The organism is Pseudomonas palleroniana (assembly GCF_022836895.1).
In the GTDB taxonomy this organism is placed as follows: Bacteria; Pseudomonadota; Gammaproteobacteria; order Pseudomonadales; family Pseudomonadaceae; genus Aquipseudomonas; species Aquipseudomonas palleroniana.
Genome location: NZ_CP092411.1, coordinates 6,083,598 through 6,103,563 on the forward strand (window position 1 = coordinate 6,083,598; position 19,966 = coordinate 6,103,563).

The 19,966-nt window shown below is 60.9% G+C and carries 19 protein-coding genes; 5 read left to right on the forward strand and 14 right to left on the reverse strand.

Going from position 1 to position 19,966, the window contains the following annotated elements; translation table 11 throughout:
* Positions 1-256 precede the first annotated feature (256 nt).
* The 9 genes from hflC to MJP36_RS27445 form a co-directional block, all read right to left on the reverse strand.
* The gene (gene hflC, locus MJP36_RS27405) at positions 257-1,123 is read right to left on the reverse strand and encodes a protease modulator HflC (RefSeq protein ID WP_060755102.1); all 867 of its coding nucleotides are present in this window, start codon (positions 1,121-1,123) and stop codon (positions 257-259) included.
* Entirely contained in the window at positions 1,123-2,298 is a 1,176-nt protein-coding gene (hflK, locus tag MJP36_RS27410; protein WP_244384522.1) for an FtsH protease activity modulator HflK, read from the reverse strand. The genes hflC and hflK overlap by 1 nt, the downstream gene beginning before the upstream one ends.
* A gap of 96 nt (positions 2,299-2,394) precedes the next feature.
* Entirely contained in the window at positions 2,395-3,696 is a 1,302-nt protein-coding gene (gene hflX / locus MJP36_RS27415; protein ID WP_090367139.1) for a ribosome rescue GTPase HflX, read from the reverse strand.
* Between the two features lie 12 nt (positions 3,697-3,708).
* Positions 3,709-3,969, reverse strand: a complete 261-nt coding sequence (hfq, locus tag MJP36_RS27420; protein WP_003171355.1) for an RNA chaperone Hfq — start codon at positions 3,967-3,969, stop codon at positions 3,709-3,711.
* Between the two features lie 94 nt (positions 3,970-4,063).
* Positions 4,064-5,035, reverse strand: a complete 972-nt coding sequence (gene miaA / locus MJP36_RS27425) for a tRNA (adenosine(37)-N6)-dimethylallyltransferase MiaA (protein ID WP_244384523.1) — start codon at positions 5,033-5,035, stop codon at positions 4,064-4,066.
* Complete coding sequence (gene mutL, locus MJP36_RS27430) at positions 5,035-6,948, reverse strand: DNA mismatch repair endonuclease MutL (protein ID WP_060755106.1); 1,914 nt, start codon at positions 6,946-6,948, stop codon at positions 5,035-5,037. Before mutL ends, miaA begins: the two co-directional genes overlap by 1 nt.
* A complete protein-coding gene (locus MJP36_RS27435; RefSeq protein ID WP_244384524.1) occupies positions 6,948-8,369 on the reverse strand; it encodes an N-acetylmuramoyl-L-alanine amidase in 1,422 nt (473 codons plus the stop codon). Before MJP36_RS27435 ends, mutL begins: the two co-directional genes overlap by 1 nt.
* Before the next feature lie 15 nt (positions 8,370-8,384).
* The gene (gene tsaE, locus MJP36_RS27440; protein ID WP_090367145.1) at positions 8,385-8,855 is read right to left on the reverse strand and encodes a tRNA (adenosine(37)-N6)-threonylcarbamoyltransferase complex ATPase subunit type 1 TsaE; all 471 of its coding nucleotides are present in this window, start codon (positions 8,853-8,855) and stop codon (positions 8,385-8,387) included.
* On the reverse strand, positions 8,843-9,703 hold the full coding sequence (locus MJP36_RS27445; protein ID WP_244384525.1) for an NAD(P)H-hydrate dehydratase: 861 nt from the start codon (positions 9,701-9,703) through the stop codon (positions 8,843-8,845). The genes tsaE and MJP36_RS27445 overlap by 13 nt, the downstream gene beginning before the upstream one ends.
* Before the next feature lie 63 nt (positions 9,704-9,766).
* Between MJP36_RS27445 and queG the strand changes: the two genes are divergently transcribed.
* Positions 9,767-10,849 carry a tRNA epoxyqueuosine(34) reductase QueG gene (gene queG, locus MJP36_RS27450; protein ID WP_060755110.1) on the forward strand — a complete coding sequence of 361 codons (1,083 nt, stop codon included), beginning with the start codon at positions 9,767-9,769 and terminating at the stop codon, positions 10,847-10,849.
* Here the strand turns inward: queG and MJP36_RS27455 are convergent.
* Together MJP36_RS27455 and orn are read right to left on the reverse strand one after the other, a co-directional pair.
* A complete protein-coding gene (locus MJP36_RS27455; protein WP_060755111.1) occupies positions 10,828-11,442 on the reverse strand; it encodes a trimeric intracellular cation channel family protein in 615 nt (204 codons plus the stop codon). The two genes, queG and MJP36_RS27455, sit on opposite strands and share 22 nt — an antisense overlap.
* 16 nt (positions 11,443-11,458) lie before the next feature.
* Positions 11,459-12,001, reverse strand: coding sequence for an oligoribonuclease (orn, locus tag MJP36_RS27460; RefSeq protein ID WP_034105723.1), 543 nt, complete (start codon positions 11,999-12,001; stop codon positions 11,459-11,461).
* Between the two features lie 108 nt (positions 12,002-12,109).
* Here orn and rsgA point away from each other — a divergent pair, with 108 nt between their 5' ends.
* A complete protein-coding gene (rsgA, locus tag MJP36_RS27465) occupies positions 12,110-13,141 on the forward strand; it encodes a small ribosomal subunit biogenesis GTPase RsgA (RefSeq protein WP_161547765.1) in 1,032 nt (343 codons plus the stop codon).
* A gap of 48 nt (positions 13,142-13,189) precedes the next feature.
* On the opposite strand, the gene motB is transcribed toward rsgA, so the two are convergent.
* A complete protein-coding gene (gene motB / locus MJP36_RS27470) occupies positions 13,190-14,212 on the reverse strand; it encodes a flagellar motor protein MotB (protein ID WP_090367151.1) in 1,023 nt (340 codons plus the stop codon).
* 3 nt (positions 14,213-14,215) lie between these two features.
* Positions 14,216-15,067: a flagellar motor stator protein MotA gene (motA, locus tag MJP36_RS27475; RefSeq protein ID WP_060755115.1), complete on the reverse strand. Its 852-nt coding sequence runs from the start codon at positions 15,065-15,067 to the stop codon at positions 14,216-14,218.
* Between the two features lie 167 nt (positions 15,068-15,234).
* On the opposite strand from motA, the gene MJP36_RS27480 reads away from it, so the two are divergent.
* The 3 genes from MJP36_RS27480 to asd are packed head-to-tail and all read left to right on the forward strand — an operon-like array spanning position 15,235 to position 18,520.
* Positions 15,235-16,770 carry an HDOD domain-containing protein gene (locus MJP36_RS27480; protein ID WP_060755116.1) on the forward strand — a complete coding sequence of 512 codons (1,536 nt, stop codon included), beginning with the start codon at positions 15,235-15,237 and terminating at the stop codon, positions 16,768-16,770.
* 57 nt (positions 16,771-16,827) lie between these two features.
* Positions 16,828-17,643: a thiosulfate sulfurtransferase gene (gene rhdA / locus MJP36_RS27485; RefSeq protein WP_060755117.1), complete on the forward strand. Its 816-nt coding sequence runs from the start codon at positions 16,828-16,830 to the stop codon at positions 17,641-17,643.
* Positions 17,644-17,659: 16 nt separating this feature from the next.
* The gene (gene asd, locus MJP36_RS27490) at positions 17,660-18,520 is read left to right on the forward strand and encodes an archaetidylserine decarboxylase (protein WP_205344171.1); all 861 of its coding nucleotides are present in this window, start codon (positions 17,660-17,662) and stop codon (positions 18,518-18,520) included.
* A gap of 138 nt (positions 18,521-18,658) precedes the next feature.
* Here asd and serB read toward each other — a convergent pair whose 3' ends face one another.
* Positions 18,659-19,873, reverse strand: coding sequence for a phosphoserine phosphatase SerB (gene serB / locus MJP36_RS27495; RefSeq protein WP_090367158.1), 1,215 nt, complete (start codon positions 19,871-19,873; stop codon positions 18,659-18,661).
* Positions 19,874-19,966: the final 93 nt, after the last annotated feature.

Genomic DNA, 19,966 nt, shown 5'->3' on the forward strand with positions numbered 1-19,966 from the left:
GCCGAGCCTTGAGTGAAGCAGAAAATACCCGCCGCCTGCATAAACCACGCGCAAGAGCGACGTGACGATCGGCCTGCCAGCGGCCTCGTCGGGCACTTTCCTCGAAAAACCTGTCACGCCTGCCGAATCAAACATGCAGACGCAAAAAAGCCGGGAATTTCCCGGCTGCCGCATCATACACCCGTTTTCTGAAAGGATCACCCCGCCAGGCGTTTTAGCCGCCCGACGGAGTAAGTCCTACACAGCAACGCGCTGATTACTTGGCTTTTTCCAGGTAGCGGAAGAACTCGCTACTTGGGTCCAGCACCATGACGTCGGTTTTGTTTGCGAAGCTTTCACGGTAGGCACGCAGGCTACGGTAGAACGCGTAGAACTCCTGGTCCTGCCCATAGGCCTTGGCGTAGATCGCCGCGGCTTGAGCGTCGCCATCACCACGGGCCTCTTCAGACTCGCGATAGGCTTCCGCCAACAGTACACGGCGCTGACGGTCGGCATCCGCACGGATACCTTCGGCCAACTCGTTACCCTTGGCACGGTGCTCGCGGGCTTCACGCTCACGCTCGGTGCTCATGCGCTCGAACACGCTGCGGTTCACTTCCTTCGGCAGATCGATGGCCTTGACCCGAACATCGATCACTTCAATGCCCAGCTCTTTTTCCGCCATCGTGTTCAACGAGCGCGTGATATCAGCCATCAGCGCATCACGTTCACCGGACACCACCTCGTGCAGGGTGCGCTTACCAAACTGGTCACGCAGGCCCGATTCCAGGCGGCGCGACAAACGCTCGTCGGCAATCTGCTTGAGGCCGGAGGTCGCAGTGTAGAAACGCTCGGCATCCTTGACGCGCCACTTGGCATAGGCGTCAACCATCACGGCTTTCTTTTCCAGGGTCAGGAAGCGTTGCGTCGGTGCATCCAGGGTCATCAGGCGGGCGTCGAACTTGCGCACCTGGTTGACGTAAGGAACCTTCACATGCAGGCCTGGCTGGACGTCCGCCTGCACCACGCGACCGAATTGCAGCAACACCGCACGCTCGGTCTGAGACACGATGTAGAAGCAGTTCCAGGCAGCGATGACCACGACGACGCCCACAATCAGGGCGGTCAGCGATTTATTGCTCATCAACGACTCTCCCTGGTACGTGTTTGCTGTTGCAGCAAGTCAGCGGCCGAACGGGCGCTCGCTTCGTTGGCAGCAGCCGTCGAACCGGTAGACGGCGCGTTGGTGCCGCTACGGCCACCTTCGATCATCTTGTCCAGCGGCAGGTACAACAGGTTGTTCTGCCCACCTTTGTTGCCGGTCACGAGAACCTTGCTGGTGTTGCTGAAGACTTCCTGCATGGTGTCCAGGTACAAACGCTCACGCGTGACTTCCGGAGCCTTGCGGTACTCGGCAACCAGCTTGGTAAAGCGATCTGCCTCACCCTTGGCGCGGGAAACCACTTCGTCACGGTAACCGTTGGCATCCTCAAGGATACGCTGGGCCTGACCACGGGCTTCCGGCACGACGCCGTTGGCATAGGTTTCAGCCTGGTTGCGCGAACGCTGCTCGTCTTCACGGGCGCGGATAACGTCGTCAAAGGCTTCCTGCACTTCACGTGGTGCCGCTGCGCTCTGCACGTTCACCTGAGTGACGGTGATACCGGTGCGATAGGTATCGAGGAACCGTTGCAGGCGCTCCTTGATTTCGCTGGCCATCAACTCACGCCCTTCGGTCAGCACCTGGTCCATCGCAGTGGACCCCACCACATGGCGCAGGGCGCTTTCGGTTGCGTGCTGCAGGCTGATCTCAGGCTGGTCGACGTTCAGCACGAAGTCCTGCAGGTTGCTGATCTTGTACTGCACGGTCAGCGGCACTTCGACGATGTTCTCGTCTTCGGTCAGCATCTGGCCCTGCTTGGTGTAGGCACGCTCACGCGTGACGTTTTCCATGTACTTCTTGTCAATCGGCGGGAAGTAGATGTTCAGGCCCGGCCCTACCGTCTCGTAGTACTTGCCGAAGCGCAGCACGACAGCCTGCTCCTGCTCGTCGACTACGTAGACCGCGCTGTACAGCCATACGGCCGCCAGCACGACAAGACCCAGGCCCAGCAGGCCATAGCCGCCACCCTTGCTTGCGCGACCGCCGTCGTCACCACCACTTTTTTTCCCACCACCGAACAACCCATTCAGGCTTTCCTGCAGCTTTCGGAAGGCCTCGTCGAGATCCGGCGGCCCCTTGCGGTCGCCGTTATTGCGGCGCTTACCACCCCAAGGATCCTGATTATTCGAGTTGCCACCCGGCTCATTCCAAGCCATAGCGCTCTCCATCTGATAAAGCAAAGACGCGCCCACGGCGCGCCGACCAATGCTACAGAATGCCTGCTACTGCGACACAACCGCTTTCTCAGGCTTTTATTGCAAAGTGTGTTGTTCGATGAACTCCGCCGGTACGACGCCTTCACGGCTGACCAGCCGATTCAGTTCCGAGCGCGGCAATCGAACGGCCAGCAAGCTGACACCTTCGTCGTCATGTTCTTCTTTCTGCACTGCGCCCAACTCGAAAAACTGTGCACGCAGTCGAGCAAAACGCTGCGGCAAGCGCAAGGTGCCGATAAACAAATCGCTGCCCAACAGCTCGGCAATGGCTTGCTCGAGCAATTCCAAACCACTGCCATCACGCGCTGACAGCCATACCCGCTGGGGCTTGCCGTTCTCGTCGCGTTGAATTTGTGGCTCTACGCCTTCAAGCAAATCGAGTTTGTTATAGACCTCGAGGATCGGCAAGTCCTGTGCACCAATCTCGCCCAGCACCAACATCACCTGTTCAATCTGCAACATGCGATCCGGTTCGGCCGCATCGATCACGTGCAACAACAGATCCGAGTTGCTCGACTCTTCGAGCGTAGACCGAAACGCTTCGACCAGCTTGTGGGGCAAGTGACGAATAAAGCCCACCGTATCCGCCAGGACAATCGGCCCCAGGTCATCCAGGTCCAGACGGCGCAAGGTCGGGTCGAGGGTGGCGAACAGTTGGTCGGCCGCGTATACGTCGGACTTCGTCACGTTATTGAACAGCGTGGATTTACCGGCGTTGGTGTAGCCCACCAGGGAAACGGTAGGAATATCCGCACGGGAACGGCCACGGCGTGACTGTTCGCGCTGGCTACGCACTTTTTCCAGACGGCCCTTGATCTGACGCAGGCGAACCCGCAACAGGCGTCGGTCGGTTTCAAGCTGGGTTTCACCCGGGCCGCGCATACCGATACCACCACCCTGGCGCTCAAGGTGAGTCCAGCCGCGAACCAGCCGGGTGCTCATGTGGTCAAGCTGGGCCAGTTCAACCTGGAGCTTGCCTTCATGGGTACGGGCGCGCTGGGCGAAGATATCGAGAATCAGACCGGTACGGTCGATCACGCGACACTCGAAGACACGTTCGAGGTTACGTTCCTGACTGGGTGTGAGGACGTGATTGAAGATCACCAGATCGGCTTCTTCGGCGTGCACCAGGTCGCGCAGTTCCTCGACCTTGCCGCTGCCAATCAGGAATTTGGCGGTTGGCCGATGACGCGGCACGTTAAAAAACGCAACGGTCTCGGCGCCGGCCGAATTTGCCAACTCCTGAAACTCCTGCGGATCTTCGCGCGCCTCAGGGTCCTGTCCATCCAAGTGAACGAGAATGACTCGCTCACCACCACCGTGGCGCTCAAAGAACAAAGGAGACTCCTATCAGGCGTTACCTGGCTCAGCGTCAGCTGCATCGTCACCTGCTGCGCTAGGCAGACGGATTGGACGAACTGGAACAACTGTCGAGATAGCGTGCTTGTAGACCATCTGGCTGACGGTGTTCTTCAGCAGGATCACGAACTGGTCGAACGATTCGATCGTACCTTGCAGTTTGATACCGTTCACCAGGTAGATGGAAACCCCCACTTTCTCTTTACGTAAAGTATTCAAGTAAGGGTCTTGTAGCGAATGCCCTTTTGACATGTGTCGCACTCCTATAAGGATCAATAATAAAAAAGCGGAAAATAGATAGCTTATGGCCGTCACACCCCCAAGGATAGACGGCAATTGCAAGGACTCAGCTCAATATGGAGACCGTTCCCAAGTATTTCAAGGCGCGTGACAGATTGTCGCTGTCCAGGCTGTCCAACCAGTGCAAATCGCTCCAGCTGCGCAGCCAGGTGAACTGGCGTTTGGCCAATTGGCGCGTGGCGATGATGCCGCGCTCCTGCATTTCGGCCCACGTCAGCTTGCCATCCAGGTGATCCCAGACTTGGCGATAGCCTACAGCACGTATGGAAGGTAGCCCGGAATGCAGGTCACCTCTTGAACGCAGTGCTACGACCTCATCCACAAACCCCTGTTCCAACATAATTGTGAATCTTTGTGCAATTCGTTCATGCAGCACCTGGCGATTTGCCGGAGCAATCGCCAGATTCGCCACAGTATAGGGCAATTGTGACTGTCCAGATGCGTCTGCATCAGTACTTTGCGCAGTTTGTTTCAGCCTGTGTTCAGTCATGGTCTGGCCGCTCACACGCCAGACTTCCAGGGCGCGTGTGAGGCGCTGGGGGTCATTGGGGTGAATGCGCGCGGCAGAGACCGGGTCGACCGCCGCCAACTGATCGTGCAGCGCTTGCCAACCAAGGCGTGCAGCCTCCTCTTCAAGCTCGGCGCGCACCTGGGCATCAGCCGGCGGCATATCCGCCAGGCCTTCCTGCAAAGCCTTGTAGTAGAGCATCGTACCGCCCACCAGCAGCGGAATATTGCCCCGCGCGGTGATCTCAGCCATGGCAGCCAGGGCGTCGGTACGGAAATCCGCCGCAGAATAGCTTTCGGCCGGGTCGATAATGTCGATCAACCGGTGCGGATATTGGGCCAATAGCGCTTTTGAGGGCTTGGCCGTACCGATGTCCATGTCCCGGTAAACCAGGGCAGAGTCGACACTGATCAGCTCGCACGGCAACACTTTGGTCAGCTCGATGGCCAGGTCGGTCTTGCCGGCGGCCGTGGGGCCCATCAGGAAGATGGCGGGGGGCAAGGCACTCATCAACGGCCGCGCAGGAACAGTTTGTCCAGATCGTCCAGGCCCATCTGGGTCCAGGTCGGTCGGCCATGGTTGCATTGCCCGCTGCGCTCGGTGTTTTCCATGTCGCGCAGCAGCCCGTTCATTTCCGGCAGGGCCAGGCGGCGATTGGCGCGGATGGCGCCATGACAGGCCATGGTGCCAAGCAGCTCATTGATGTGCGCCTGGATACGATCGCTGGTGCCGTACTCCATCAGGTCCGCCAGCACATCAGCGACCAGGCGGTTGGCTTCAGCCTGCTTGAGCAGCGCAGGAATCTGGCGGATCGCCAGGGTTTCCGGCCCAAGGCGCTGCAATTCGAAGCCCAGTTTCTGGAACACGCCGTGATGCTCTTCGGCGCAATCGGCCTCCCGCTGGCTGACCGCCAGGGATTCGGGCACCAACAGCGGCTGACCGCTGAGACCTTCGCTGGCCATGGCGATCTTCAAGCGCTCGTACATGATCCGCTCATGGGCGGCATGCATATCGACCAGTACCAGGCCGTGGGCGTTTTCCGCCAGGATGTAGATGCCTTTGAGTTGCGCCAACGCATAACCCAACGGTGGAATATCCCCCCCACCCTCCGGCAATGCAACGGCGCCCGGCTCGGCCCCCGGCAATGGCGCAAAAAACTCGCGATAGGCCGCCTTGGCTTCCGCCACCGGCACTGTCGATTGCGGACGCGGGGTGTATTGGTACTGATAACCCGCGCCCGAACCGGAACCCGGCGCGGTGTATGACGGCTGTGGTTGCGGCGATTGCAACAAATTGGCCGCCAGGCTCATTTCGCCCTGTGGACCAAACTCGCCGGCCTCCGGACCGCTCGGCCGCACCACCGCCGTCACGATCGGCGCAGACAACTGATCATCCGGACGCACATCGCCCAAGGCACGGTGCAACGTGCCATAGAGGAAGTCATGCACCATGCGCCCGTCACGAAAACGCACTTCATGCTTGGTCGGATGCACGTTGACGTCGACCACCGACGGGTCGACCTCAAAAAACAGCACAAACGTGGGGTGCCGCCCATTGAACAGAACGTCGCGATACGCCTGGCGCACCGCATGGGCCACTAACTTATCGCGTACTGCACGACCATTCACGAAGAAATACTGCAGGTCCGCCTGACTACGGGAGAACGTCGGCAACCCGACCCAACCCCACAGGCGCAAGCCATTGCGCTCGATCTCAATCGGCAGTGCCTGCTCCAGGAAACCCGACCCGCAAACAGCGGCCACACGCCGTGCACGGGCAGCGTCGTCATTGGCTTCATGCAGGCTGAGGATGGTCTTGCCGTTGTGGCGCAGATGAAAAGCCACGTCGAAACGGGCCAGCGCCAAGCGCTTGATGACTTCCTGCAGGTGATCGAATTCGGTTTTTTCAGCCTTGAGGAACTTGCGGCGCGCCGGGGTATTGAAGAACAAGTCGCGCACTTCCACCGAAGTGCCCACCGGGTGCGCAGCCGGCTGGACTCGAGGCGCCATGTCACGGCCTTCGGTTTCTACCTGCCAGGCCTGGTCGGCACCACGGGTCCGCGAGGTCAGGGTCAGGCGGGCCACGGAGCTGATGGAGGCCAAGGCCTCACCGCGAAAACCCAGGCTCATCACCCGCTCAAGGTCTTCCAGGTCGCGAATCTTGCTGGTGGCGTGACGCGCCAGAGCCAGCGGCAGGTCATCGGAGGAGATGCCGCTACCGTCGTCGCGCACGCGCAGGAGCTTGACGCCGCCCTGCTCCACATCGACATCGATACGCTTGGCGCCAGAGTCGATACTGTTCTCCAGCAGCTCCTTGATCACCGACGCCGGACGCTCAACCACTTCGCCCGCGGCAATCTGGTTGGCCAGGCGCGGGCTGAGCAGTTCGATGCGTGCGCCGCTGTTCAACTGTGATTCGCTCATTACTGCGCCGCCAATTCAGTGCCGGGAATGGTCAATACCTGGCCGACTTTCAATTCATCGGTTTTCAGGCCATTGGCACTGCGCAATGTGGCAGGCGAAACCTGGAAGCGCACGGCCAGCATGGCCAGGGTGTCGCCGGGCTGCACGCGGTGGTCACGCGGGCCCTGGGCGATTTTCCCGGAGTCGCGCAGCCAGGCAATGTAAGTGCCCGGCGGCGGGTTCTGCTGGAAGAACTGGCGGATACCCGCGCTGATCGAACGCGCCAGCGCCTGCTGGTGGCTGGTACTGGCCAGCTTGGAGGCTTCGTTGGAATTGGAGATAAAGCCGGTTTCCACCAGGATCGACGGGATATCCGGCGACTTCAACACCATGAACCCAGCCTGCTCGACACGCTGCTTGTGCAGCGAAGTGACCCGGCCAATATTGCTCAGCACTTTCTGGCCGACATTCAGGCTGGAGGTCAGCGAAGCAGTCATCGACAGGTCGAGCAGCACGCCGGCGAGCATTTTGTCCTTGTCATCCAGAGACACGTTGCCGGCCCCGCCGATCAAGTCGGAACGGTTTTCGCTGTCGGCCAGCCAACGGGCAGTCTCGGAAGTCGCGCCGCGATCGGACAGGGCGAACACCGAGGCGCCGAAGGCGGCGGACGAGGGTGCGGCGTCGGCGTGGATCGAAACAAACAGGTCGGCGCCTTTCTTGCGGGCGATTTCCGTACGGCCGCGCAATGGAATGAAGTAGTCACCGGTACGGGTCAGCTCGGCGCGATAGCCTTTCATCGCATTGACCTGGCGCTGCAGCTCACGGGCGATGGCCAACACTACGTCTTTTTCATGCTGGCCGCGCGAGCCGGATGCGCCCGGGTCTTCGCCACCATGGCCGGCATCGATCACCACAATAATGTCACGCTTGCCCGTCGGGGCCGGTGGGGGTGGCGGCAACTTGACCTGCGGCTGCGACGGGTTGACCGGTACGGCCGGTACCGTAGCAACGCTCGGGGTCGGCACGGGCGTCGGGTTGGCATCGGCGGCATTGTCGAACAGATCGACCACCAGTCGGTTGCCGTACTGGGCATTCGGCGCCAGGGAGAAGCTTTTCGGGGTCACGGCCTTTTTCAGGTCGATGACCACACGCAGATCGGTCGGCGTACGCTGGGCCGAGCGCATGGCGGTAATCGGGGTGTTGGCGGTGGACACCTTGAGCGGCGCGGCCAGGGACGCACCATTGATGTCGATCACCAGGCGATCGGGCGCCGTCAGGGTAAAGACACTGTGCTGGACCGGGCCAGACAGGTCGAACACCAGTCGCGTGTTATCCGGCGCTCGCCACAGGCGAACACTTTTCACCTGCGAAGCAGCCAGAGCATTGACAGTCATTGCCGCAAGCAATACCCCTACGACAGCAACCAACGCGCGAAAGCGCATACCTAACCCCACCAATTATTTGAATTCCAATGCCAAAGCGGCGCACCAGGACTGGCCGCGCACGCTTTGGGGCAACAACTTCAACTGACGTCCTGATTCATGCGGCGTAATGGTAATGGTCAGGTCCGGCTTTGGCAAAAAGCCTGTGCCTTTATCTGGCCACTCGATCAGGCACAACGCGTCTTCGTCGAAATAATCCCGGATGCCCATGTACTCCAGCTCTTCGGGATCGACCAGGCGATAAAGGTCGAAATGGAAAGCTCGCACCTGGCCAATTTCGTAGGGCTCTACCAGCGTGAACGTTGGGCTTTTAACCGCGCCCGTGTGGCCCAAGCCACGAATGATGCCGCGCGAGAGCGTGGTTTTGCCCGCCCCCAGGTCACCCTCAAGAAAAATCAGCCCGGTGCCCGCCGTCACTTGGGCGATGCGATGGCCGAATGCGACCATTGCGTCTTCATCTGCCAGAAACAGGGTTACTTCAGACACGGCGATTGCTCCTCCAGCAATTGACGAATGGCAGGAATCAGGTCACTGGCAGCCAGCCCGCGACCCAGGGTACCTTGGCGCTCTCCCGCCGCGGCGTGCAGCCACACGGCCAGACAGCCCGCCTCATAGGCCGGCATACCTTGAGCCAGCAGGGCGCCGACCAAACCCGCCAGGACATCACCCAGCCCCGCCGTGGCCATCGCCGGATGACCACGATCACAGCGGGAAACCCGACCGTCCGGGCCGGCAATCAAACTGCCAGCACCCTTGAGGATAGCGACTGCATTGAATTTCTGGCTTAAAGCGCGCGCCACCTTAAGACGCTCGGCCTGAACCTCGGCTGTCGTGAGCCCCAACAAACGCGCCGCTTCGCCAGGGTGCGGGGTGATGACCGAGCCAACCGGCAAACTGACACCGCCCTTGGCCAGTTGATTCAACGCATCCGCATCCCAGACTTGCGGCTGCCGGGCGTTGGCGGCAGCCGACAGCAGGCTTTTGCCCCAGGATGCCTCACCCAGGCCAGGGCCAATGACAATCACCGAGACTTTTTCCAGAAGCCCCATCAATTGGTTAGCCGAACTGACGCCGACGGTCATGACCTCCGGCAAGCGCGCCAGCGCCGCCGGCACATGCTCCGCCCGCGTCGCCAGGGACACCATGCCGGCACCACTGCGCAAGGCGCTTTCGGTACTCAGCAGCGCAGCACCGCCAAAGCCGTGGTCACCGCCAATGACCAGCAGGTGGCCGAACAAGCCTTTATGGGCCTGCGGAGGACGCGCAGCCAGTTGCGGCAAATGGCCGGGCAACAAAGGCTGAACGTCGGTTATTTCGTGTTTTGTCTGCGGCATGCGTCTTCAAGCTCCGATGTCTGGCAGAATTATACGCATCTCACCCGTGGTTTCCCGTGTCTCATGCCTGCTATTACCTCCGATCTGCCCGCCCTCGCCCAATCGATCAAAGACTGGGGCCGCGAACTGGGCTTTCAACAAGTCGGCATCAGCGGCCTGGACCTGGCCGAGCATGAACAGCACCTGCAACGCTGGCTCGCCGCGGGTTATCACGGCGAGATGGAGTACATGGGCGCCCATGGCAGCAAGCGCTCCCACCCGGACGAGCTGGTACCGGGCACCTTGCGCGTGGTCTCGCTGCGCATGGACTACCTGCCCGGCGACACGCAGATGGCGCAATTGCTGGCCCAACCGGAAAAAGCCTATATCTCGCGCTATGCCCTGGGTCGTGACTATCACAAGCTGATCCGCAAGCGCGTACAGCAACTGGCCGAGCGCATTCAGGCACAGATCGGCCCGTTTGGCTTTCGCGCCTTCGTGGACAGCGCGCCCGTGCTGGAAAAAGCCATAGCCGAACAAGCCGGGTTGGGCTGGATCGGCAAGAACACCCTGGTACTCAACCGCAAGGCCGGCAGTTACTTCTTCCTGAGCGAACTGTTTGTCGACTTGCCGCTGCCGGTGGACGCGCCCCATGACACCGAACACTGCGGCCGCTGCACCGCGTGCCTGGACATCTGCCCGACCAATGCCTTCGTCGGCCCCTATGTGCTGGACGCCCGACGCTGCATTTCCTACCTGACCATCGAGCTCAAGAGCGCGATCCCTGAAGACCTGCGCCCGCTGATCGGCAATCGCGTGTTCGGCTGCGATGACTGTCAGATCGTTTGCCCGTGGAATCGTTTCGCCCGGCCTACCGCTGAGGGTGATTTCAAGCCACGCCACAACCTGGATAACGCCGAACTGGCCGAGCTGTTCATGTGGGACGAGGATAAATTCCTCAGCAGCACCGAGGGCTCACCGCTACGTCGCGCCGGTTACGAGCGCTGGCTACGCAACCTGGCGGTGGGCCTGGGCAACGCGCCATCGAGCATCCCGGTGCTGGAGGCGTTGAAGGCACGCCGGGATTATCCGTCGGAACTGGTACGCGAACACGTCGAGTGGGCGCTGAACCAGCACGCCGGGCGTCAGTGCACGTCGTCGTTGTAGACGAACTTGGGCATTTCCCAGTGGAAACGGATCGCCAGCAACCGCAATAGAAAGCCGCTGAACAGCGTCAGCAAAATCGCTTGCTCGCTGGGCAGCTCCAGATACAGGCACAGCATGTAGAACCACGCGGCAAGAAACGAAACGCTGGCGTATAGCTCACGGCGGAAGATCAGGGGAATGTCGTTGCAGAAGATATCCCGCAGGATGCCGCCAAACACCCCGGTGATCACGCCACTGACCACAGCCACCAGCATGCCGTGACCCATTTCCAGGGCGGTCATGCAGCCGATCAAGGTAAACGCCACCAGCCCCACGGCGTCCAGCGCCAGGAACAGCGAGCGCAGATGGCGCATCAGCGGTGCGATAAAGATCGTCACCAGTGCGGCAACCGACGTCAGCACCAGGTATTCCGGGTGCTTGACCCACGTCAGCGGGTAATGCCCCAGCAACACATCGCGCACCGAACCACCGCCCAGGGCAGTGACGCAGGCGATCAGCACCACGCCAAACCAGTCCATGCCACGGCGCCCGGCGGACAGCGCGCCGGTCATGGCTTCGGCCGTGATGGCGATGAGGTAAAGCATAAGCAGCATGAAGCAGTCCTTATCATCAAGCCTTGATGAAATGCTTGCGGTAGTGCTGCAACTCGGCAATCGACTCGCGAATATCATCCAGCGCCAGGTGCGTGCTGCCTTTATGGAAGCTGTCTTTGACTTCCGGCGCCCAGCGTGCGGCCAGCTCTTTCAAGGTGGACACATCCAGGTTGCGGTAATGGAAGTAGCTTTCCAGCGCCTTCATGTGGGTATAAAGGAAGCGGCGGTCCTGGCAGATGCTGTTGCCGCAGATCGGTGACTTGCCCTTGGGCACCCACTTCTCCAGGAAGGCGATGGTCTGGGCCTCGGCTTCGGCCATACTGATACGGCTGTCGCGCACCCGCTGGGTCAGGCCGGAGTTGCCGTGGGTGCGGGTATTCCACTCGTCCATGGTGGCCAACACTGCATCACTGTGATGGATGGCAATCACCGGACCTTCGGCCAGGGTGTTGAGGTTGCTGTCGGTGACAATGGTCGCCATCTCGATGATGACGTCGGTGTCGGGGTTCAGACCGGTCATTTCCAGATCGATCCAAATCAGGTTCTGTGGGTTTTGCATGGCTTGATTCTCTTGGCACCTTGGCGTGGCTGCGCAGTTTAGCAGGCGGGGGCATGCTAGACTCGCGACCGTTTCACCTATCCTTTGCATTATCGACACGGAACACCAATGGCCAAACGCCAGCTCAATCGCCGCCAAAACTGGCGCATCGAAAAGATTCAGGGTGAACGCGCCGCTCGCGCCGCCAAACGTGAATCCTCCGCCGTGGAAGCGCTCGAAGGCGGCGACCTGGGCCCCGAACAAACGGGCCTGGTGATCGCGCACTTCGGCGTGCAGGTCGAGGTCGAGGCGCTGGAAGGCGAACTCGCCGGCCAGGTTTTCCGCTGCCACTTGCGCGCCAACCTGCCTGCGCTGGTCACCGGCGACCGGGTTGTGTGGCGTGCCGGCAACCAGGGCATTGGCGTAATCGTCGCTCAATTGCCACGCACCACCGAACTGCGCCGCCCGGACAGCCGTGGCCAGCTCAAGCCGGTAGCCGCCAACGTCGACATGATCGTGATTGTGTTCGCGCCGCTGCCCGAGCCCCATGCCAACCTGATCGACCGCTATCTGGTGGCCGCCGAACATGCCGGCATTCGCCCGCTGTTGCTGCTGAACAAATTCGACCTGATCGACGAGCAAAACGCGCCGGCGCTCAACGCATTGCTGGCGGTCTACCGCACCTTGGGTTACCCGGTGCTGGAAGTCTCGGCGCATCACGGCAATGGCATGGAACAGCTGCAACAACAACTGGACGGGCGCATCAGCGTGTTCGTCGGCCAGTCGGGCGTAGGCAAGTCATCGCTGGTCAACAGCCTGCTGCCGGAAGTCGAGACCCGCGTGGGGCCGCTGTCGGAGCTGTCCGGCCAGGGCACCCACACCACCACCACCGCGCGACTGTTCCACTTCCCCGGTGGCGGTGAGCTGATCGACTCCCCGGGCATCCGGGAATTCGGCCTCGGCCATGTCAGCCGCAGCGATGTGGAGGCGGGCTTCATCGAATTCAACGACCTGATCGGCACCTGCCGCTTCCGCGACTGCAAACACGACCGTGAGCCGGGCTGTGCGTTGCTCAAGGCCCTGGAAGATGGTCGTGTGCAGCAGCAACGGATGAACAGCTATCGGTCGATCATCGCGAGTTTGCCGGAGAACAGTTACTAACCTGCACCAACGAAAAGGCCGCGATCATCGCGGCCTTTTGCATGGTGATTACGACTTGGGTGCAGGCACCGTAGGATCCTTCACTCCACCATCATCAAACAGGTTCAGCTTCTGCCGTAGCTCATGGGCCGGCAACGGCTCCTGCCCTGGAGGAATGGCGTTCGGGTCAGCCGGGACTTCCCCTGGCGCGCCTTCGCCAGGTTTCGGTACCGCAGGCGCCGCACTGTGATCACCCTCGATCGCGCGCTGGGCCTTTTTGGTCAGCACCACGATATCGATCCGGCGGTTGACCGGGTTGAACGGGTCTGCGGGATCAAACAATTGCGACGAAGCAAAACCCACCACTCGCGCCACTTGCGGGTCCGGATAGCTGCCCGCCACCAGCGCACGACGGGCAGCGTTGGCGCGGTTGGCCGAGAGCTCCCAGTTGCCGAAGTCGCCCTGGCCTGCATAGGGCTTGGCGTCGGTGTGGCCGCTGATGCTGATCTTGTTCGGCACCGCCTTGATGGTGTCGGCCATGGCCAGCAGGATATCTTCGAAGTACGGCTTCAAGCGGGCACTGCCGGAGTCGAACATCGGCCGGTTAGCGGCGTCGGTGATCTGGATACGCAGGCCCTCGGGCGTGATCTCGAAGGAGATCTGATCCTTGAACTTCAGCAGTTGCGGGTTTTCTTCGACCTTGGTCTGCAGCTCCTTGAGCAACAGTTCCAGGCGCTCCTGCTCGACTTGCTCAGCCATGGCCTCGACCGTGTCGCGCTCGACGGGGATTTTTTCCTGGGGGGCCTCGGTCTTGACCTCCGGGTTGATCGTGCGCTCAGGCGCCAACTGCGGCGAACCGCCGAGGTCGATCACAAAAGGCGTACCGCTTTCCGAGAAGCCAATGGGGTCTTTGAAGTAACCGGCAATGGCGATCTTCTGTTCCGGCGTGGCGGTAGACATCAGCCACAGAACCAGGAAGAACGCCATCATCGCCGTCGCAAAGTCGGCGAAGGCGATTTTCCAGGCGCCGCCGTGGTGCCCCGCTGCGAAGCGCTTGACGCGCTTGATGATTATCGGCTGATTGTTTTCCATGGCTTAGCGACCGCGAACCGCTTGCTCCAGCTCGGCGAAGCTTGGGCGATGTTTCGGGTACAGCACCTTGCGACCGAACTCCACCGCCAACGATGGCGGCATGCCGGAGGCCGAAGCGACCAGGCACGCCTTGATCGCTTCATAGAGGTTGATCTCTTCCTTGGCATCATGCGCCAGGGAAGTCGCCAGCGGGCCAAAGAAACCGTAGGCCGCAAGAATACCGAAGAATGTCCCCACCAACGCCGCACCCACGTGCATGCCGATGGCCTTCTGGTCGCCATCGCCCAGGGACGCCATGGTCACCACGATACCGAGTACCGCCGCGACGATACCGAAGCCCGGCATGCCGTCGGCAATGCCGGTGACAGCGTGGGAGGGGTGTTCCAGTTCTTCCTTGAGGCTGAACAGCTCCATGTCGAACAGGCCTTCCAACTCGTGGGGAGCCATGTTGCCGGAAGACATGATGCGCAGGTAATCGCAGATATAGGCGGTCATGCGCTCGTCTTTGAGCACGGCCGGGTACTTGGCGAAAATCGGGCTGGCCGCCGCATCCTCGATGTCGGCCTCGATGGCCATCATCCCCTCGCGGCGACTCTTGTTGAGGATCTCGTAGACCAGGCCCAGCACTTCCAGATAGAAGGTGTGGGAGAAGCGTGAACCGAACATGCTCAGGGATTTTTTGACCACATGCATGGTCATGTACCCAGGGTTGGCTTGCAGGAATGCACCGAATGCCGCCCCGCCGATGATCATCACTTCGAAAGGCTGGATCAACGCGGCAATTTTACCGTGGGAAAGGACGTAACCGCCGAGCACGCTCGCGAGGACGACGATGATGCCGATAATTTTAGCCATAGGAGATGGGTACTTGCGCCGTCGGGTTCATGGACATAGTGGGTGTAGCAGAAAAACTCTTGTTCTACTTATCGGCAAAACTGCGCCAGACTATAGCCCGTTAAGGCGAAAAGCCAATTCGGCCCATTCCGGGCGTGTTGAATGCATGTGATGACCGCGCCCCAATCATGGCTAATGAAACGACAGTCCCAACTGCAAAACCGACCACCCTCGCCGCTTGGATCAAGCGCCTGGATGATGTGCTGCTGCCTATTCCCCAAGCCAGCCACGAGCGCGTGTGCAAAGCCATTCGCGATAGCCGCAGTTCATTGCGAGATATTGCCGAGCTGATGCAAGACAGCCCGGCGTTGGTACTCAGCGTGATGCGCGAGGCCAACAGCCACACCCACGGCAGCCTCGCGGCCCCTGCGGAAAACCTCGAAGTGGCGCTCAACCGCCTCGGCCTCAAGCGTGCCGAAGAATTACTGGCGCGCCTGCCCTCGGTGCCGGCCAAGGAAATCCCCGTGGCCTTGCGCCAACTGCTGCTGGTGAGCCTGCACGCGTCGCAGCAAGCCAACGGTTTATTCGGCAGTCGCCTGGCGCGCTTGTGGCAAGACATTCACTGGGGCAGCCTGCTGTTTTTATCGCCGCTTTGGCCGATGGCCGTCACCTACCCCAAGCTCCTGGAAGAATGGGAATTGCGGGTGATCCACAAGGGCCAGCCGGCACGCCAGGTCGAGCAGGAATTGTTCGGCGTACGGCTGCTGGATTTGTGCCTTGGCTTGACCGAAGCGTGGCACTTGCCGATCTGGGTGTCCCAGGGCTACAACCTGCTGCTGAGCGAACAACGCTTGCTGGTCAAGGCGCTGCATATCGCCCGCGAGGAAGATGAACTGCGCCATCAGCAGTTGCTCGACGCCGAACCCAACCTGCGCCGTTGGTTGAACCAGCCGGCCAATACGGTGCTGCTGGCTAACGGCCTGGCAATGTCGGCCCAGGAGTCCTGGACCTGCCCGCATACCGAACGCTGGCAATATCTGACTGCGCTCTACCTGGAAGCCCCCCTGGGCGACGTGCAGCAGCAAGCCCACCAGCAAGCGGTGACCAGCGCCCGCCATACCCTGATGCCCGACCTCTGGCACCCGGCCTTGTCGCTGATCTGGCCGTGGCATGTACAGAAGGTCCATCGCGGCTTGCTGCCCGCACCACCGCCCACCGCCGAAGCCTTGGCCGTATGGCGCAAGCGCTGTACCGAGTTGCTGGTTGAACCGAACCGCTTTGCCAACGCCATGCACCTGACCACTTGCGCCAAAGAAGCATTGGTGGCGAGCGGCATGCAACGGGTGCTGCTGTTCATGGCCGACCGCGCCTTGAGTACCTTGCGCGTGCATCAAGCCGAAGGGTTGCCCAAGGACGCCGCAAACCTGAGCCTGGACGTGGTCAATAGCACGCTGCTGCAACGGCTGTTGGAAAAGTCCGCGCAGGTGCGTCTCACACCCGACAACCACGCACAGTTCTCTGCACTGCTGCCGCCAGTGCTGCGTCGCCTGTTTACCGGCGAACACCTGTTGTTGCGCTCCCTGAGCTGCAACGGCCGAGTGGTCATGCTGATGGTCGCCGACCAGGGCGGCGGGCCGTTCTCGGAAACCACGGTGCAGGCCTTCGGCAAAACAGCGCAATGCGTCGAGAAAGCACTGCACAGCTTTACCAACCGCAGCACTTGATGCTTGCGCTACAATCGCCGTCCTTTATCGCCAACATTTGTGCCCAGGAGACCTCACATGCCTGACTTCTCTGGCTTGCCGCTGGTGATCGAACCCGGCGACCTGCTCGGTCGACTGGATGCCGAACACCTGATTCTGGTGGACCTCACCAGCGCCGCCCGCTACGCCGAGGGTCATATCCCAGGCGCGCATTTCGTTGACCCCAAGCGCACCCAGTTGGGCCAGCCACCGGCTCCCGGCTTGCTGCCGAGCAAAGCCGACCTGCAAAAGCTGTTCGGCGAACTGGGCCACACCCCGAACGCAACCTACGTGGTCTACGACGACGAAGGCGGTGGCTGGGCCGGACGTTTTATCTGGATGCTCGACGTGATCGGCCACCAGAAATACCACTACCTGGACGGCGGCCTGCTCGCATGGCTGGAAAGCCAGCACCCGCTTTCCACCGAGGTGCCCGCCCCCGTTGGTGGCCCGGTCAGCCTGACCTTGCACGACGGCCCTACCGCCACCCGCGAATACCTGCAAAGCCGTCTCGGCGCGGCTGACCTGGGCATCTGGGACGCACGCGGACCGCTGGAATATTCCGGCGAGAAAGTCCTCGCCGCCAAGGGCGGTCACATTCCCGGCGCGGTGAACTTCGAGTGGACTGCCGGCATGGACAAGGCACGCAACCTGCGCATCCGTCGTGACATGCCGCAGATCCTCGAAGACCTCGGGCTGACCCGCGACAAAGAAATCATCACCCACTGCCAGACTCACCATCGCTCTGGCTTCACCTACCTGGTGGCCAAGGCGCTCGGTTATCCGCGAGTCAAAGGTTATGCCGGTTCCTGGGGCGAATGGGGCAACCACCCCGACACCCCCGTTGAGATTTAAGGTTTAAGGACAGTCAATGAAAAAGCAGTTATTCATCCTCAGCCAGTACCTGTTGCCGCACCACTTGCTGTCGCGCCTGGCCGGGTGCATTGCCGAGTGTCGCGTGCGCTGGTTCAAGAATGCCTTCACCCGCTGGTTTGCCAAGCGCTATCAAGTGGACATGTCCCAGGCCCTGGTTGAAGACCTGACCGCCTACGAGCACTTCAATGCCTTCTTCACCCGCGCGCTGAAAGACGGTGCTCGCCCGCTGGATCAAACCCCAGGCGCAGTGCTCAGCCCTGCCGATGGCGCGGTCAGCCAGCTTGGCCCTATCGAACACGGCCGCGTGTTCCAGGCCAAGGGCCACAGCTTCAGCGTGGTGGAACTGTTGGGTGGTGATACAGCGGTTGCTGCGCCGTTCATGGGCGGCGATTTCGCCACGATCTACCTGTCGCCCAAAGACTACCACCGCGTGCACATGCCCCTGGCCGGTACGTTGCGTGAGATGGTGTATGTGCCCGGGCGGATTTTCTCGGTGAACCAGACCACGGCTGAAAACGTGCCGGAGCTGTTTGCGCGTAATGAGCGTGTTGTCTGCCTGTTCGACACCGAACGCGGCCCGATGGCGGTAGTGCTGGTGGGTGCAATGATCGTGGCGTCGATTGAAACCGTGTGGGCAGGCCTGGTGACACCACCGAAACGCGAGCTGAAAACCTTCCGCTACGACGAAGCCGCGCGTGCGCCGATTCACTTGGAGAAAGGTGCGGAGCTGGGCCGCTTCAAGCTGGGTTCGACCGCCATCGTGCTGTTCGGGCCGGATCAGGTGAAGTGGGCTGAAGAACTGGTGGCAGGTTCGCCGGTGCAGATGGGCCAGGGTATTGGTTCACCTAAAGCCTGACCTGAAGCCGACGAAAATCAAATGTGAGAGGGGGCTTGCTCCCGATAGCATCAGTCAGTACATCTGTTGACTGAATCACCGCTATCGGGAGCAAGCCCCCTCCCACATTTTTGCTTGTATTCCTACAGTGAGAGCCGCTTAGAGCTGACCATCGCGGTCGCGAAAGCCCAGTAGATACAACACGCCATCCAACCCCAGGGTCGAAATCGCCTGCTTGGCCGATTGCTTGACCAGCGGCTTGGCGCGGAACGCCACACCCAACCCGGCAATCGCCAGCATCGGCAAGTCATTGGCGCCGTCGCCGACCGCAATGGTCTGCTCCAGGCGCAAACCTTCCTTATGGGCCAATTCCTTCAGCAGGTCGGCCTTGCGCTGCGCATCGACAATCGGCTCTACCGCAACGCCGGTCACCTTGCCATCCACCACTTCCAATTCGTTGGCGAACACATAGTCGATACCCAGCTTGGCCTGCAGTTGCTTGGCAAAGTAGGTGAAGCCGCCGGACAGGATCGCGGTTTTGTAACCCAGGCGCTTGAGTTCAGCGAACAGGGTTTCAGCGCCTTCGGTCAATCGCAGCGAAGCACCGATCGAATCCAGCACGCTCACGTCCAGCCCCTTGAGCAGCGCCAGGCGCTCCTTGAAACTGGCACGGAAATCCAGTTCGCCGGCCATGGCGCGCTCGGTAATCTCGGAGACCTGCTCGCCCACACCGGCGGCCTTGGCCAACTCGTCAATCACTTCGGCCTCGATCAGCGTGGAGTCCATGTCGAACACCGCCAGGCGACGATTGCGGCGGAACAGCGAATCTTCCTGGAAGGCGATGTCGACATTCAGCGCCTGGGCCACGCTCAGGAATTCGGCGCGTAATGCCTGCGGGTCAGCAGGCTCGCCACGCACAGAGAACTCGATACAGCCCTTGCCTTTGTCGGCTGGCGTGTCCAGGGGCATACGACCCGACAGACGGTCGATGTGGTCGATATTCAAACCATACTGGGCAGTGATCGAACTGACGCGCTGCAATTGTTCAGCCGTCACCTTGCGGGTCAACAGGGTCACGATGTGGCGTTTTTTGCCCTGACCGTCGACCCAATGCTGGTAGTCCTCTTCGGACACGGGGGTGAATCGCACCTGTTGATCGAGCTTGTATGCCGTAAACAGGATGTCCTTGAGTACCGAGGACGCCTGCTCGGTGCTCGGGATTTCGACAAGGATGCCGAAGGACAAGGTGTCGTGGATCACCGCCTGACCGATGTCGAGAATGTTCACACCACCCTGGGCCAGCACGCCGGTAATGGCCGCGGTGAGACCCGGGCGGTCTTCACCGGTGATGTTTATCAGGACAATTTCGCGCAAAGCGCACCCCCAGGCTGGAAAAAAACCGCATTCTACCCACTTTCAGTGACCATCGGGCACAGCCAGCGCTTTGCCGGCCCTAGGGCTATCGCT